The 15,716-nt window shown below is 69.0% G+C and carries 14 protein-coding genes; 11 read left to right on the top strand and 3 right to left on the bottom strand.

The window, feature by feature from the left end:
* Positions 1 to 62 precede the first annotated feature (62 nt).
* Complete coding sequence (locus C4U44_RS05320; RefSeq protein WP_103884431.1) at positions 63 to 1,358, bottom strand: extracellular solute-binding protein; 1,296 nt, start codon at positions 1,356 to 1,358, stop codon at positions 63 to 65.
* 315 nt (positions 1,359 to 1,673) lie between these two features.
* On the opposite strand from C4U44_RS05320, the gene C4U44_RS05315 reads away from it, so the two are divergent.
* The 3 genes from C4U44_RS05315 to mctP all read left to right on the top strand — a co-directional run bounded on the left by C4U44_RS05315 (position 1,674) and on the right by mctP (position 4,470).
* Entirely contained in the window at positions 1,674 to 2,444 is a 771-nt protein-coding gene (locus C4U44_RS05315) for a GntR family transcriptional regulator (RefSeq protein ID WP_103884760.1), read from the top strand.
* A gap of 170 nt (positions 2,445 to 2,614) precedes the next feature.
* Positions 2,615 to 2,839, top strand: coding sequence for a DUF3311 domain-containing protein (locus C4U44_RS05310; protein WP_235031816.1), 225 nt, complete (start codon positions 2,615 to 2,617; stop codon positions 2,837 to 2,839).
* Positions 2,836 to 4,470, top strand: coding sequence for a monocarboxylate uptake permease MctP (mctP, locus tag C4U44_RS05305; RefSeq protein ID WP_103884430.1), 1,635 nt, complete (start codon positions 2,836 to 2,838; stop codon positions 4,468 to 4,470). The genes C4U44_RS05310 and mctP overlap by 4 nt, the downstream gene beginning before the upstream one ends.
* 73 nt (positions 4,471 to 4,543) lie before the next feature.
* Here mctP and C4U44_RS05300 read toward each other — a convergent pair whose 3' ends face one another.
* The gene (locus tag C4U44_RS05300) at positions 4,544 to 5,503 is read right to left on the bottom strand and encodes a helix-turn-helix domain-containing protein (RefSeq protein WP_103884429.1); all 960 of its coding nucleotides are present in this window, start codon (positions 5,501 to 5,503) and stop codon (positions 4,544 to 4,546) included.
* 89 nt (positions 5,504 to 5,592) lie between these two features.
* Between C4U44_RS05300 and C4U44_RS41430 the strand changes: the two genes are divergently transcribed.
* The 8 genes from C4U44_RS41430 (at position 5,593) to C4U44_RS05260 (ending at position 15,010) form a co-directional block, all read left to right on the top strand.
* Complete coding sequence (locus C4U44_RS41430; protein WP_160144977.1) at positions 5,593 to 5,730, top strand: hypothetical protein; 138 nt, start codon at positions 5,593 to 5,595, stop codon at positions 5,728 to 5,730.
* 605 nt (positions 5,731 to 6,335) lie between these two features.
* Positions 6,336 to 8,855 (top strand): ribonucleoside-diphosphate reductase subunit alpha, encoded by a 2,520-nt coding sequence (locus C4U44_RS05295; protein WP_235031874.1) that lies wholly within the window; start codon positions 6,336 to 6,338, stop codon positions 8,853 to 8,855.
* The gene (locus C4U44_RS05290) at positions 8,846 to 9,871 is read left to right on the top strand and encodes a ribonucleotide-diphosphate reductase subunit beta (protein ID WP_103884428.1); all 1,026 of its coding nucleotides are present in this window, start codon (positions 8,846 to 8,848) and stop codon (positions 9,869 to 9,871) included. Before C4U44_RS05295 ends, C4U44_RS05290 begins: the two co-directional genes overlap by 10 nt.
* Positions 9,872 to 10,011: 140 nt before the next feature.
* Positions 10,012 to 12,132: a hypothetical protein gene (locus C4U44_RS05285; RefSeq protein ID WP_103884427.1), complete on the top strand. Its 2,121-nt coding sequence runs from the start codon at positions 10,012 to 10,014 to the stop codon at positions 12,130 to 12,132.
* Positions 12,133 to 12,149: 17 nt separating this feature from the next.
* Positions 12,150 to 12,857 carry a hypothetical protein gene (locus C4U44_RS05280; protein ID WP_146088199.1) on the top strand — a complete coding sequence of 236 codons (708 nt, stop codon included), beginning with the start codon at positions 12,150 to 12,152 and terminating at the stop codon, positions 12,855 to 12,857.
* Between the two features lie 20 nt (positions 12,858 to 12,877).
* Positions 12,878 to 13,189, top strand: coding sequence for a hypothetical protein (locus C4U44_RS05275; protein ID WP_103884425.1), 312 nt, complete (start codon positions 12,878 to 12,880; stop codon positions 13,187 to 13,189).
* A gap of 178 nt (positions 13,190 to 13,367) precedes the next feature.
* A complete protein-coding gene (locus C4U44_RS41425; RefSeq protein ID WP_160144976.1) occupies positions 13,368 to 14,018 on the top strand; it encodes a hypothetical protein in 651 nt (216 codons plus the stop codon).
* 326 nt (positions 14,019 to 14,344) lie between these two features.
* Positions 14,345 to 15,010 (top strand): hypothetical protein, encoded by a 666-nt coding sequence (locus C4U44_RS05260; protein WP_146088198.1) that lies wholly within the window; start codon positions 14,345 to 14,347, stop codon positions 15,008 to 15,010.
* 7 nt (positions 15,011 to 15,017) lie between these two features.
* Here C4U44_RS05260 and def read toward each other — a convergent pair whose 3' ends face one another.
* Positions 15,018 to 15,641 (bottom strand): peptide deformylase, encoded by a 624-nt coding sequence (gene def / locus C4U44_RS05255; protein ID WP_103884421.1) that lies wholly within the window; start codon positions 15,639 to 15,641, stop codon positions 15,018 to 15,020.
* Positions 15,642 to 15,716: the final 75 nt, after the last annotated feature.

Genomic DNA, 15,716 nt, shown 5'->3' with positions numbered 1-15,716 from the left:
GCTGCGCCGGGCCCGGCCGCCGGTCGCTCAGGGCGGCAGGCGGCCGGGCCCGGTCGGGATGACTACTGCTGGCTGAGCCGCTTGTCGATCTCGGCGTCGGCCTTCTTGGCTGCCGCGCTCGGGGACTGGCCCTGGAGCACGCCGGTCATGAAGAGCGTGGTGATCGGGTTGGGCACGTTCTCCACGCTTCCCCAGGCCGGGATCAGCGGCGTGGTACCGCCGTTGGCGGCGGCGGCCGCGGAGACGGTGCCGAACTCGTTGCCAGAGAGGTTGGAGTCGAGGCTCGCCTTGTTCGGGACGACGCCGCCCTCCTTGGCCAGCTCGCCCTCGAACTGGTCGGACATGGCCATCTTCAGGAAGTCCTGGGCCAGTTCGGGGTTCTTGCTGCCCTGGGTGATGGCCAGGTTGGAGCCGCCGACGAAGACGCTGGCGGTCTTGGCTGCCGTCTTGCCCGGGAAGGCGAAGAAGCCGACCTGGTCCTTCAGCGCCGGGTTCTTGGTGATGGCGCCGGCCGCCTCCCAGCCGAGGCCGAGGAACGCGCCGACGTCGCCCTTGGCGAATACGTCGGACTGCTGCGGGGTGGCCTCGTCCTTGTCCTTGGGCGCGGTGCCGTAGCCGTTCAGCTTCTTGTAGAGGCTGATCGCCGAGGCGGCCTGCGGGGTGTCCAGGTTGCCCGTGTACTTGTCGCCGTCCTTCTTGACCAGGTCGGCGCCGGCGTCGAGGAGGAAGCCGTCGAAGCCGTACCAGTCCTGACCGGGCAGGTAGAAGGCGTCCTTGGTGCCCTTGGCCTTGATCTTGTCCAGGTCGCTGAAGAGTTCGTCCTGGGTCTTCGGCGGCGTGGTGATGCCGGCCGCGGTCCAGATCTTCTTGTTGTAGACGACGACCCGGCTGGCGAAGTACCACGGGGCGGCGAACTGCTTGCCGTTGTAGACCGCGGAGCCGTTGAGCGACGGCGCCCAGTCGTTGCCGCCGATGTCGGCCTTGACGCTGGTGAGGTCCTTCAGACCACCGGTGGCCGCGTAGTAGGGCGTCTGGGTGTTGCCGACCTCGATGACGTCCGGCGGGGTGCTCTCCGACAGGGCGGTGGTGAGCTTCTGCTGGATGCCGTCCCACTGCTGGACGGTGATCTTGAGCTTCGCGCCGGGGTACTGCTTCTCGAACGCGGCGGTGATGTCCTTGGTCCAGCCGGGCGGGTTGGAGCCGCTCATCAGCCACACGTTGAGCGTCTTGCCCTTGAAATCGGCCGGTCCGGCGGAACTGCTCTTGCCCGAGTCGGACTTGTTGTCACTGCCCCCGCAGGCCGCGACCCCGGTCAGCACTGCCGCGACACCGATCGCAGCGATGAGCTTGCGCCTCATGCCACCCTCCTCAAGGATGCCCGAAACTCCCCCCACCGCCCGAAATGTCGGCTGCCGCACGTACGTTGCAGCCGCGTCCTGCTCGTGGGTCTGGGATTGGTCGTTAATGGTTTAGACCAGTACCCCGGAGCTTGGCCTAGACCTTTAGGGGTGTCAAGGGTGTATAAGAGCACCCGTCGGACCTGTTATCGGACCGACACCTGAGGCATCAGCCACCCACCGCCTCCCTCCGGCAGGGCAGCCCGTGCCACCATGTGACCGCGATCAACGGAGGAGCCGGTGACGGCAGTACGACAGCAGTCGGGAGTGCACGGCATGGACAGCGACACGGGCAGCAGCGGCGAGCCCACGGGGAACGGCACCGCGGGCCGCACCGCCCGCGTGCCGAAGTACTACCGGCTCAAGCGCCACCTGCTGGACATCACCCAGACCATGCCGCCCGGGACCCCGGTGCCGCCCGAGCGCACCCTGGCCACCGAGTTCGACACCTCCCGCACCACCGTGCGCCAGGCCCTGCAGGAGCTCGTGGTCGAGGGCCGGCTGGAGCGCATCCAGGGCAAGGGCACCTTCGTGGCGAAGCCGAAGGTCTCCCAGGCGCTGCAACTCACCTCCTACACCGAGGACATGCGCGCCCAGGGCCTGGAGCCCACCTCCCAGCTGCTGGACATCGGGTACATCACCGCCGACGACCGGCTGGCCGGGCTGCTGGACATGAAGGCCGGCGGCCGGGTGCTGCGGATCGAGCGGCTGCGACTGGCCAACAGCGAGCCGATGGCCATCGAGACCACCCACCTGTCCGCCAAGCGCTTCCCCGCGCTGCGCCGCAGCCTGGCGAAGTACACCTCGCTGTACACCGCGCTCGCCGAGGTCTACGACGTGCGGCTGGCCGAGGCCGAGGAGACCATCGAGACCTCGCTGGCCACCCCGCGCGAGGCCGGGCTGCTGAGCACCGACGTCGGCCTGCCGATGCTGATGCTCTCCCGGCACTCCGTCGACACCACCGGCGAACCGGTGGAGTGGGTGCGGTCGGTCTACCGCGGCGACCGGTACAAGTTCGTCGCCCGGCTCAACCGCCCGACCGACTGATCGGCGGTCCCTCGTACGGTGGATATCCGCACAGGTAGTGACGCGTGTTGCCTCCCTCCCCTAGATTCCTGCGCACCGCATTGATCGCCTAGGGGACGGGAGCACCAACTGTGCCGACTGCGCCGACACAAGTACCCCCACCGCGCCAGCCGTCGGACCAACCGCGTCCGGTGGTCACCGCCGCTCGGGTCGCCGCCGGGATCTGCCTGATCATCCCGCTGGTCAGCATGCTGTGGGTCAACTCGTACTCACGGCTGACACCGACCTTCATCGGCATGCCGTTCTTCTACTGGTACCAGCTCGCCTGGGTGCCGGTCTCCGCGGCACTCACCTACACCGCCTACGTGCTGGTCCGCCGGGACGCGCGCGGCCGGAACGGGGGTGCGGCCAAGTGAAGAACGACGTCAACGGGGTCGCGCTCGGCGTCCTCATCTTCTTCTTCCTCGCCGTCACGGTGATCGGTTTCCTGGCCGCCCGCTGGCGCCGCGCGGACAACGCGCTGCACCTGGAGGAGTGGGGCCTGGGCGGGCGCAGCTTCGGTACCTGGGTGACCTGGTTCCTGCTCGGCGGCGACCTGTACACCGCGTACACCTTCGTCGCCGTACCGGCGGCGATCTACGGCGCGGGCGCGGCCGGCTTCTTCGCGGTGCCCTACACGATCATCGCCTACCCGCTGGTCTTCCTCTTCCTGCCGCGGCTGTGGTCGGTCTCCCGCAAGCACGGCTACGTGACCTCCTCGGACTTCATCCGGGGCCGGTTCGGCTCCAAGAGCCTGTCGGTGGCCGTCGCGCTCACCGGCATCCTGGCCACGATGCCGTACATCGCGCTCCAACTCGTCGGCATCCAGGCGGTGCTGGACGTGGTCGGGATCGGCGGCAGCGACTCCACCAACTGGTTCGTCAAGGACCTGCCGCTGCTGATCGCCTTCGGCGTGCTCGCCGCGTACACGTACTCCTCGGGGCTGCGGGCGCCGGCGCTGATCGCCTTCGTCAAGGACGCGCTGATCTACATCGTGATCGCGGTGGCGATCATCTACATCCCGTACAAGCTGGGCGGGTTCGACGACATCTTCCACAAGGCGAGCGCGGCGTACGCCGTGAAGAACCCCGCCACCGGCAAGCCGAGGGGCTCGCTGACCGTCGCACCGCAGGCCCAGTGGGCCTACGCCACCCTCGCGTTGGGTTCCGCGATGGCGCTGTTCCTCTACCCGCACTCGGTGACCGCGGTGCTCTCCGGCAAGAGCCGCACCGTCATCCAGCGCAACACCGCGATCCTGCCGCTGTACTCGCTGATGCTCGGGCTGCTGGCGATGCTCGGCTTCATGGCGGTCGCGGACGGCGTCGGCAAGAACATCAAGGGCTACAACGGCCAACTGGCCATCCCGCAGCTCTTCGAGAACGTCTTCCCGAGCTGGTTCGCCGGCGTCGCGTTCGCGGCGATCGCGATCGGCGCGCTGGTGCCCGCCGCGATCATGTCGATCGCCGCCGCGAACCTCTTCACCCGCAACATCTACAAGGACCTGATCCGCCCGAACGCCACACCCGAGGAGGAGACCCGCGTCTCCAAGCTCGCCTCGCTCGTGGTGAAGGTCGGCGCGCTCGTCTTCGTGCTGTCCATGGACAAGACGGTGGCGATCAACTTCCAGCTGCTGGGCGGAATCTGGATCCTCCAGACGGTTCCCGCGATCGTCGGCGGGCTGTTCACCCGCTGGTTCCACCGCTGGGCGCTGCTGGTCGGCTGGGCCGCGGGCATGGCCTACGGCACCTGGAAGGCGTACGAGCAGTCCAGCGCGACCCAGTCGCACTTCGGCGGGAACTCCGACACCATCCCGTGGATCGGCAGGATCGGGTACATCGGGCTCACCGCGTTCGTCCTCAACGTGGTGCTCGCGGTCGTGCTCACCCTGGTGCTGCGCGCGGTCAAGGCACCGGAGGGCACCGACGAGACGTCCCGCGCGGACTACACCGCGGAGACCGGCGAGACCGAGGTGCCGCCCCTGGCGCCGGAGCCCGCTCCGTCCGTGTAGCCCCCGCACCATCGCCGCCGGCGGTGGGTTCTGGCCCGGTTCTTCCCGGGCCGGGCCCGCCGCCGGCGGCGTACTAGGGCACGGGCGCGCGGAAGGTGCGGCGGTACGCCTGCGGGGTGGTGCCGGTCCACCGCACGAAGTGGTGCCGCATCGTCGCCGCGTTCCCGAACCCCGCCCGGATCGCCACGGAGTCGACCGTCACGTCCGTGCCCTCCAGCAACTCCCTTGCCAGCAGCACACGTTGGCCCAGCAGCCAGCGATACGGCGTGGTGCCGGTCTCCTGCTGGAAGCGCCGCGCGAAGGTACGCGGGGACATGTGCGCGCGCAGCGCCAGCTCCTCCACGGTCACCTCGCGGTCCAGGTGGCGCTCCATCCAGGAGAGCACCCCGGTGACGGTGTCGCTCTGCGCCCGCGGCAGCGGCCGGGCCACGAACTGGGCCTGCCCGCCCTCGCGGTGCGGGGGGACCACCATGCGCCGGGCGATGCCGTTGGCCACCGCGGTGCCCTGCTCCTTGCGGACCAGGTGCAGGCACGCGTCGATGCCCGCCGCGGTCCCGGCCGAGGTGACCACCCCGGAGTCGTCGACGTAGAGCACGTCGGACTCGACGTCCGCCCGCGGATGGCGGCGCGCCAGCCGTTCGGCGTGCCGCCAGTGCGCCGCGCACCGGCGCCCGTCCAGCAGCCCGGCCGCACCGAGCACGAACACCCCCGAGCACACGCTCAGCACGGTCGCGCCGCGCTCGACCGCGCGGTTCAGCGCGTCCAGCATCGGCTGCGGGAAGTCCCGCTCGTTGTACGCGTCGCCGGCCGGGACCGCGATCAGGTCGGCCTCCTCCAGCCGATCGAGCTCCGCGCGCACCACCAGCCCGAACCCCGCGTGCGTCTCCAGCTGCCGCCCCTCCGCGGAGACCACCGCGAAGTCGTAGACCGGCAGCCCCTCGTCGCTCCGGTCCAGCCCGAAGACCTCGCACACCACGCCGAGTTCGAAGGGGTGCACCCCGTCCAGCACCACGGCCGCCACATTGCGCAACATACCCACGAGGGTGCCACGTGGCAGCATGTTGCGGTAGTACGACAGTCCTGCCACTGTCACCCGGTAAGCAGTGCGCGCACGATTGACCCATGACCGCACTCCTCGACATCGCCGCCATCCTCGGCCTCCTGCTGGCCCTCACCTTCGTCCCCGTCCTCGGCCTGCGCCACGAGGCCAAGATCACCCGCGAGCTGCGCGAGGCGGACAAGGAGCGCGCCCGGCTCTGAGCCGTGCCGCCCGCGACGCCTTCCCCGAAGGGGACGACCTCCGCTCCACGCCGCCCCCGCAGCGCTCCCCGCCATGCCGCCTCCCCGACCTCTCTTCCGACTTCTCCCCGCCTCCTTCCGGCCTCCCCCAGGCCCCCTTCCCGCCCCTCCCCGGCCCCTCCCGCGGCCCCGCCTCCACGGCGGGGCCGTCGCCGTTCCCGGCCGCGGCAACGCGCCCAGGCAGGCCGCCGCGTGACGGCGCGACACAACATCTAGGGGTGCATGGGAAAGCCACCACAACATGTATGCTCAATCTCGTTGCCGCAGGGGAAGCCGGTGCGAATCCGGCGCTGCCCCGCAACGGTGAACGGCCATGCCCCGAGCACGCCGTACAGCCCGATCGCCTGCCGGCCGACATCGCTCGCGCACGCCTTGCGCGGGCCTACCGTCCGGGCCTCGTGGACTGGGTCTTCGGGCGCACGGCGGCGTGCCGGAAAACGGCCCCGCCCTGCCTCCCGCCGCCCTCCACCCGGCCGCCGCCGCGTCCGAGGGAGAGCATCATCGTGACCACCGCGCCCACCGCCACCGCGCCCGCCGCCGCCACCACCGGCGGCTCGGCCGGCCCCATCACCGCGGCCCCCGCCACCGCCCCACCCGGCGGCCCCCGGGTGCCGGAGCCCGCGGACGGCGCCGGTGCCGAACTCGCGCGGATGCTGGTCGAGTTGACCGCCGACCTCCCCGGCGCCGACCCGGGCCGGGTCACCGCCGCCGCCCTGCGCGGGCGCAGCGCGGGCGCCGACCGGGCCGAACTGCGCGGCCTCGCCGCCGAAGCCGCTGCCGGCCTGATCTCCGACGACCCGGTGTACTCGCGGCTCGCCGCCCGCCTGCTGAGCGCGGCGATCACCGAAGAGGCGGCCGGGCAGGGCGCGGTGTCCTTCACCACCTCCATCGAAATCGGCCGGCGCGAGGGCCTCGTCGCCGACCGCACCGCCCACTTCGTCGCCACCCACGCGGCACGACTGGACGCCCTGGTCGACCAGGCGCTCGCCGACCGCGCGGACGACCGCTTCGGCTACTTCGGCCTGCGCACCCTGCACAGCCGCTACCTGCTGCGCCATCCCCTCACCCGCAAGGTGATCGAGACCCCGCAGCACTTCATGCTGCGAGTCGCCGCGGGCCTCGCCGACGACGACACCCCGTCCGGGACCGCGGGCCCGGACGGGGCCGCCACCCGCGCGGTCGACGAAGTCGCCGCGCTGTACCGGCTGATGAGCGCCCTGGACTACCTGCCCAGCTCCCCCACCCTGTTCAACTCCGGTACCCGCCACGCCCAGATGTCCGCCTGCTACCTGCTGGACTCACCGCGCGACGAGCTCGACTCCATCTACGACCGCTACCACCAGGTGGCCCGCCTCTCCAAGCACGCCGGCGGCATCGGCATCCCCTTCTCCCGGGTGCGCGCCCGCGGTTCGCTGATCCGCGGCACCAACGGCCACTCCAACGGCATCGTGCCGTTCCTGAAGACCCTCGACGCCTCGGTGGCCGCGGTGAACCAGGGCGGCCGGCGCAAGGGCGCCGCCGCGGTCTACCTGGAGACCTGGCACGCAGACGTCGAGGAGTTCCTCGAACTGCGCGACAACACCGGCGAGGACGCCCGCCGCACCCACAACCTCAACCTCGCGCACTGGGTCCCCGACGAGTTCATGCGGCGGGTCGATGCCGACGCGTCCTGGTCGCTCTTCTCCCCCGCCGACGTCCCCGAGCTCGTCGACCTGTGGGGCGCCGACTTCGACGCCGCCTACCGCCGCGCCGAGGCGGCCGGCCTGGCCCGCCGCACCCTCCCGGCCCGCGAGCTGTACGGGCGGATGATGCGCACCCTCGCGCAGACCGGAAACGGCTGGATGACCTTCAAGGACGCCGCCAACCGCACGGCCAACCAGACCGCCCGCCCCGGCCGCACCGTGCACTCCTCCAACCTGTGCACCGAGATCCTCGAGGTCTCCGAGGACGCCGAGACGGCCGTGTGCAATCTGGGGTCGCTGAACCTGGCGGCGTTCGTCGTCGGCACGGGTGCGGACCTCGACACGGACGGCGCGGACGGCGGCACGGACCTCGACACGGACGACGCCATCGACTGGGAGCGGCTGGACCGGACCGTGCACACCGCGGTCACCTTCCTGGACCGGGTGGTCGACATCAACTACTACCCGACCGAGCAGGCGGGCCGGTCCAACTCTCGTTGGCGGCCGGTGGGTCTGGGCGTCATGGGCCTCCAGGACGTCTTCTTCCGACTCCGGCTGCCCTTCGACTCCGCGGCGGCCCGCGCGCTGTCCACGAAGATCGCCGAGCGGATCATGCTCGCCGCGTACGAGGCGTCCTGCGACCTCGCCGAGCGCAACGGCCCGCTGCCCGCCTGGGACCAGACCCGCACCTCCGACGGCGTGCTGCACCCCGACCACTTCGCCACCACCCCCGTCTGGCCGGACCGCTGGGCCGCCCTGCGCACCCGCGTCGCCGCCGTCGGCCTGCGCAACTCGCTGCTGCTCGCGATCGCCCCCACCGCGACCATCGCGTCCATCGCCGGGGTCTACGAGTGCATCGAGCCGCAGGTGTCCAACCTCTTCAAGCGCGAGACGCTGTCGGGCGAGTTCCTCCAGGTCAACCCGTACCTGGTGGCCGACCTGAAGCGGCTGGGGATGTGGGACGCCCGGACCCGGGAGGCGCTGCGGGAGTCCGGCGGCTCCGTCCAGGGCCTGGAGTGGATCCCGGCCCGGGTACGGGAGTTGTACCGCACCGCCTGGGAACTGCCGCAGCGCGCGCTGATCGACCTGGCCGCCGACCGCACGCCGTACCTCGACCAGAGCCAGTCGCTGAACCTGTTCCTGGAGACGCCGACCATCGGGAAGCTCAGCTCGATGTACGCGTACGCCTGGAAGCAGGGGCTGAAGACCACGTACTACCTGCGCTCGCGGCCGGCCACCCGGATCGCCCGCGCGGCCTCCGCCGCGGCGGGGGCGGAAGCGGGAATGGGCCCGGCCGTCCCCGGGCCCGCCGAACCCGCCCCCGCCGCCGTCCCGTTGATCGCCGACGCCGACGCGCTCGCCTGCTCCCTTGAGAACCCCGAGTCCTGCGAGGCATGCCAGTGATGACCGACCCCACCGTGAAGAACCTGCTCGACCCGGGCTTCGAACTCACCCTGCGCCCGATGCGCTACCCCGACTTCTACGAGCGCTATCGCGACGCCATCAAGAACACCTGGACCGTGGAGGAGGTCGACCTCCACTCCGACGTCGCCGACCTCGCCAAGCTCTCCCCCGCCGAACAGCACCTGATCGGGCGGCTCGTGGCGTTCTTCGCCACCGGGGACTCCATCGTCTCCAACAACCTCGTGCTCACCCTCTACAAGCACATCAACTCCCCCGAGGCGCGGCTGTACCTGTCCCGCCAGCTGTTCGAGGAGGCCGTCCACGTCCAGTTCTACCTGACCCTGCTGGACACCTACCTGCCCGACCCCGAGGACCGGACCGCCGCGTTCGCCGCAGTGGAGAACATCCCCTCCATCCGCGAGAAGGCCCAGTTCTGCTTCCGCTGGATGGACTCGGTGGACACCGTCGACCGCCTCGACGACCGCGACGACCGCCGCCGTTTCCTGCTCAACCTGATCTGCTTCGCCGCGTGCATCGAGGGCCTCTTCTTCTACGGTGCCTTCGCCTACGTCTACTGGTTCCGCTCCCGCGGCCTGCTGCACGGCCTGGCCACCGGCACCAACTGGGTGTTCCGCGACGAGACGATGCACATGTCCTTCGCGTTCGACGTCGTCGACACCGTACGCAAGGAGGAGCCCGAGCTCTTCGACCCCCAACTGCGCGACGAGGTCACCGAGATGATGCGGGAGGCGGTCGAGGCGGAACTGCGCTTCGCGCACGACCTGTGCGGCGAGGGGCTGCCCGGCATGAACACCTCCTCCATGCGCGAGTACCTCCAGTGCGTCGCCGACCAGCGGCTCACCCGCCTCGGCTTCCCCCCGGTCTACGGCTCCGAGAACCCCTTCTCCTTCATGGAGCTCCAGGGCGTCCAGGAACTCACCAACTTCTTCGAACGCCGGCCCTCCGCCTACCAGTTGGCGGTCGAGGGCACCGTCAGCCTGGACGAGGACTTCTGACCCCCCGCTCCCCGGCGGCCCCGCCCAGCCCGGGCGGGGCCGTCACCCTATTCCCGCCCCATCAGGCATCTTGGACACCCTGCGTATCCATGTTCTAACCTTCTGCGTACACCAGAAATGGCAACCCGGGGGGGACCGCCATGTCACGGCGCGCAGAAGACGGCAGCACGTTCAGCGGAATCGACCCGAAGCAACTGCACACCTTCATCAACACGATCAACGGCCACACCAGTCACGACGGCCCCGCAAGTGCCCAACCCGTCGTCCGCGACTGGGTGAGCCGAGCCACCTACCTCGGGCTGGACACGTCCACCCTCACCGCGGTGACCGGGCACCTGTCATGGGCGCAGGACCAACTCCCCATGCTGCGCCAGCGGCTCTTCCTCGCCCAGCAGACGGAGCAGCCGTATCTCGATTCGAAGCACATGGTCGAGATCGACGACGGCATGGTGGACATCTCCTCTCCCGCCGAGGTGCGCCGGGACTCCGCGCAGGCCGTCAAGCTGGCCAAGCTCGCCACGGACGATCCGAGCAAACTCAGCAACGCGCAGATGGAGCAACTCAACGCGCTCCTGGCACTGCACGAGAACAATCCCGACTTCGCCGAACAGCTCGCGACCGGCCTCGGCCCGGCCGGCACGCTGAAGTTCTACGCGGCTGTCACCGACCCGCGGCAGTTCGAGACCAGCCCGCGCAGCACCGCCGGCCTGTCCGCCGACCAGAAGGAGCGGGAAAAGCTCCTGGGCGACCTGGAGAAGTCGTTGGGCATCACCCTGGCCACCGCGACCCGCAACGACGACCCGGCCATGCGGCAGTGGAAGAAGACCATGATCTCCCTCGGTGGCACGGACGTCGGCGACGGTCCGGACCAGCACGTCTACGGCTTCCAGGTGATGAGCGACCTGATGCGCAACGGCACCTACGACACGACGTTCCTCGACAGCTACGGAACGTCCCTGATCGCCTTCGAGAAGGCGAACACCAGCGACGTCGTGGGCGGCCTGCAACGGCAGGTCCTCGAGAAGGACGTCCTTCCGTGGGACCAGCCCGACATGATCTACGACCGGATGCACTACGGCGCCGCCAACGACGGCGGCACCGACCCCATGACCGGGTTCATGGAAGCGCTCGGCCACAACCCCGCGGCCTCCACCACCTTCTTCGGGAACAGCAAGAACTTCGACTACCTCACCGAGACCCGCGACTGGCCCGGTGACTCCACGACCAATCACTCGGCGAAGACCATCGCCGGTTACAAGTCCCTCGGCCACGCACTGGAGTCGGCGACCATGGGTTCCGCCTACGACGCCGATCCACCCCAACTCCACCGCACCAAGGACACCGCCAAGGTCATGACCGAGGTCGTCGACCGCTACGGCCAGTCCGCGGCCGGCACGGACAAGGTCAAGACGCGTGACAGCGGCGCCGACCTCCTCGCCCGCCAGTCCGGCATCGGCCCGAGCCTGGGCCGTATGACCGCGGCGTACATCGACGATGTGGACTGGGGGGTGGACGGGGACGACAAGTATTCGGTCTACAGCGGAACGAAGAGCGGCCGCGCCCCCGGCGACCGGGCCCGGTTCGACCCCGGAAACCTCGATCGCTTCCTGGGGACCATCGCCCACGACGACAGCGCCTACACCTCGGTGACCAATGCGCAGCAGGCATACACCACCTCGATGCTGAACGCCCACCCGCCCACCATCGACAAGAACGGTGAGGTGAACAGTACCGACAGCGAGAACGCGATCCGGATCGGCGCCCAACTCCAGGGCATCATGGACCGCGGATGGGCCGACGAGTACAAGGCCAAGGGCGACAAGGCGGACGCCGACTTCAACGAGAGCGTCGACAAGCGCTCCGAACGGCAGCAGATGATCGCGGGCCTCATCACCGGCGGTGTCTTCGCCTTCGCGCCCGAACCCGAGTCCGGCATCGGCGCCACGATCGTCCCGCTCGTCACCGACGACGTCCACGACCAGATCGACGACCAGATCAGCAAGAACATCGGCGACTACTCGGACACCCAGCACCGCAACCTCGCCGATGTGCGGCAGGGCAAGGCCAGCGCCGTCTACAACGCCGGCAACCAGGCGTCCTGGACACCCGGTCATCAGTTGCTCAATGGTGACGCCCTCAATGGCTGGAACATCGAGCAGAAGAAGCGTCTGGCGGAATCGCTGACCCAGGCGCAGTCGATCGGTTACAGCAAGGGAAGCCTCGCCCAGGAACAGGGTGGCAACCTGCCGGTGACGGACTGATGAGACGGGAGCCGGCAGTGAAAGAAACGTGTGCGCCGCGCCGGAGTGGCATCGCTCTTGCCGCGGCACTCGTCGCGCTCGGCGCATCGCTGGTGACCGGGTGCGGCGCCAAGAAATCCCCGCAACCCGGTCCCCATGAAACAGCGGTCAGCATCCAGAACATCTGCGACCACTCCCTCGACGCAAAGGGTGTTGCTGCGCTGCGGTTGATCAGAGGGGAGAGTCGACTGGAAATCGCCCTCCGTGCCGACCAGCAGACGGTCAAGCAGGTCGCGACAGCACTCTCCGACGATCTGAGCGGTGACACAGCGCAGCAGGAGCATTTCCTCTGCTCCCTCAGCAAGGTCGGCGGACTGGTGCCGTCGGGGCTGGACATCCAGTTCCAGTGGTCACAGCAGAAGCCAGGCGATCACGACCTGGAGAGCGCGGCGGACGTCACCGTCTTCGATCTCGCCTACGGCGCGCTGTCGTTCGACAACGGCACCTATCTGGGTTTCACCTGCCCTCTTCCAGGCGCGCTGGCAGCGAAATCCCGGAAGTGGTACATCGACGCCCACGCCAGCACCACCGGCCTCGACGCCGTCGGCCGCACCGAAAAACGCGAAGCCGCCGTCCGTCTGCTGTACTCCCCCGCGGTGAAGGTCGCCGCGGCGCTGGGATGCCAGGGCAGCGATCTTCCGCCCACGCTGGGCACATTGAAGCCCCTTCCGATGAAGAAGAAGTGACCGAGAGCGGACGGAATCCCATGAGCGACAAGGTCCCCAGCCCCATATGGCAGGCCCTCGACAACCTCTGCACGGTCGTGGAACGCGACGTCGACTCCGTGGCGAACGCCCTGCACGCCGCTGACCAGCAGATGGCCGGCGGCAAGGGAGACGTGTGGGTCGGTTCCGCCGCCGTCACCTGGGCCACCGACCTGTCCGGCAACGCCCGTGCCACCAGCACGAAGACGCGTGCCTTCGCCGCGTATCTGAAGAAGGAACGCGACGGCCATCCCAAGGAGGTCACCCCGGCCGAGGCCGACGCGGAACGGCGCCAACTCGCCATGCCGAGCTGAGTGTCGTGGACTGCGCCGTGTGACGACAGCTAACGTAGGGCACCGAACGTTGCAGAATGTGGCCACGGTGAAGGACGGCCGGCCCGGGGGGGCTCTGCACACACCAACTCCTCGGCGCGGCTTCGCCCGTCACTCCCGTCACACCTGCGCACTCTGACCACGGGAGACTGGCAACACCATGGCACCACGAACCAAGATCACCGCCGCGGCGGGCACGTTGACCGCGGCGGCGCTGCTCCTGAGCGCGTGCGGGGGCGGCGGCCACGACGACAAGATCGCGTCGAGCCCGACCCCGAGTGCGACCACCGCGACGACGACGCCTCCCCCGACCACGCCTGCGGCGAGCTCCGGGGCGCCCAAGTTCGACCTCCCGAGCGACGTCAAGATCACGATCGACCCGGACACCACGGGCGACGCGACGAAGGACGCGATTCTGCGCGACCAGGGGTACGGCGTTGAAGCCGCTTTCCTCGCCGTGACCAAGCAGGACAAGAATTTCCCGCTCCTCACGTCTTACATGTCCGAGAGCGCCCTTGAGACATGGGACGAGTCGATCGACGCGTTCAAGAAGAACGGCCACTCCGTGAGCGGCACGCTGCACGAATACAACCGAAAGGTCGTCCTCAACGGAGCCAACGCCGGTGTGACCTTCTGCGAGGACCAGCGCTACTTCTACGACAAGGACATCAAGACCGGAAAAGTCTTGAAGACCACGCTCAGTTCTGATGACTTCATCCTGCACACGTCGTTCATGCGCAAGGACAAAGACGGCACATGGAAGGCAGCAACCTATACATCCAAGCAGGGAGCCGCCGAATGCGTGCGATGAAGCACAGCCTTCCTCGTCTCGTGACCTGCCTTCTGGCCACGGGTTGCGCGCTGCTCGCATCCACAGGCCCGAGCAGCGCCATTGCGGGAGAGAGTCCCGGGGGAACCAAAAAGCCTCCGCAATCTCCGCCCAAGTCCCCTTCTCCGGAGACGATCCAGTCGAAGGTCAACTACAACAAGAGCTACCACGGGCCGGGCGTCCAGATGACCGCTCCAGCGACGTCCAACTGGTCCCCTCCCCCGTGCTGGTACGAGCCCGAGTTCACACCGACCCAATTCTCCGACTTCATCAACGGTCACTACGTGACGGGGTCGGCTTGGGAGACAATGGGACAGCAATACGGCGCCGACGACTTCCACAAGGGCGACAAAGGTGCTTGGTATCAGTTGATCATCCCTGACACGTCTCAGGCCGGCGCGTGCACAGCCCTCGACCCCTGGAAATGGATCCCCCCCGACCAGCCCTCGACCCCCGACATCCCCAAGGTCGACCCCAAAACCCTCGCCGGGCTCGCGTTCAACCAGACGGTCCTGCCGAAGCCGGACATTACGCTGCGCCCCCTCGCCCAGAACCAACTCGTGAACCTGGACACGGAAATCGCCTTCGACAAGGCGCTGCCGAAGGTGTGGGTGACCGCGAGCCTGGACAACGCGGACTTCGGGGTGCACGTGGCGGCGACGACCACGGCCGTTCCCGTGCAGCTGACCGTGGACGCCGGCACGGACTACGCGGACCCGCAGAGCTGCACGTACGACCTGAAGGCATCCGGCGGGAAGTACAGCGTGAACACCAAGGACGCCGCGTGCAACGTGACCTACGACAAGGCGTCACCGAACGGCGGGTACCCGCTGAAGGCGAGCGTCGTCTGGAAGGTCACCTGGACCCCGTCCGCCGACCCCGACGGGCCGCCCAGCGCCCCGGGGCTGCCGAACGGCCAGTCCAGCAAGCAGTTCCAGGTCACGGTGCGCGAGGACCAGACGGTCAACCGCTGAGCGTGCGTCAGTCGTTCGGGACCGTCTCGAACTTCGGGGTCGCCTCGGCCATCTGGCGCAGGACGTCCTTGCGGTCGCGCTTGCTGAGGCGGTCGATGTAGAGCCGCCCGTACAGGTGGTCCGTCTCGTGCTGGAGGCAGCGCGCGAAGTAACCGGTGCCCTGGACGACGATCGGGTTGCCCTGGAGGTCCTGGCCGCGGACGATCGCGTAGTCGGGGCGGGCGAGTTCCATGTAGGCGCCGGGGACGGACAGGCAGCCCTCGTTGGAGTCGTCGAGGCGCCGCCGGTCGGCGGGGAGCTCGACCGGGACCGGGTTGCAGAGGGCGCCGACGTGGCGGACGTCGTCGTCATCGGCGCAGTCGTACACGAAGACCTTGAGGTCGACGCCGATCTGGTTGGCGGCGAGGCCGACCCCCTCGGCGGCGCGCTGCGAGGCGAACATGTCGTCGACCAGGGCGACCAGGCTGTCGTCGAACGCGGTGACGTCCTTGCACTCGCGGTGCAGCACGGGGTTGCCGACCACGGTGATCGGGCGGGCGGTACCGCGCTCGCGGTGGGCCGCCTCGCGGGCCTCCGCGTCGGTCACGTCGTCGACGAAGTCGAGTTGCTGCTCGGTGTGCTGCTGGGCCATCTCCGCCGTACGCCTTCCCGGAACCTGTGGGTGATCCTTCCCAGGGTACGGGACCGCGCAAGGGCGCCATGCCGC

Source organism: Actinacidiphila yanglinensis (genome assembly GCF_900107965.1).
Classification (GTDB): domain Bacteria; phylum Actinomycetota; class Actinomycetes; order Streptomycetales; family Streptomycetaceae; genus Actinacidiphila; species Actinacidiphila yanglinensis.
Note: the sequence above shows the minus strand (reverse complement) of the source record. Positions and strands in the feature narration are given on the sequence as shown.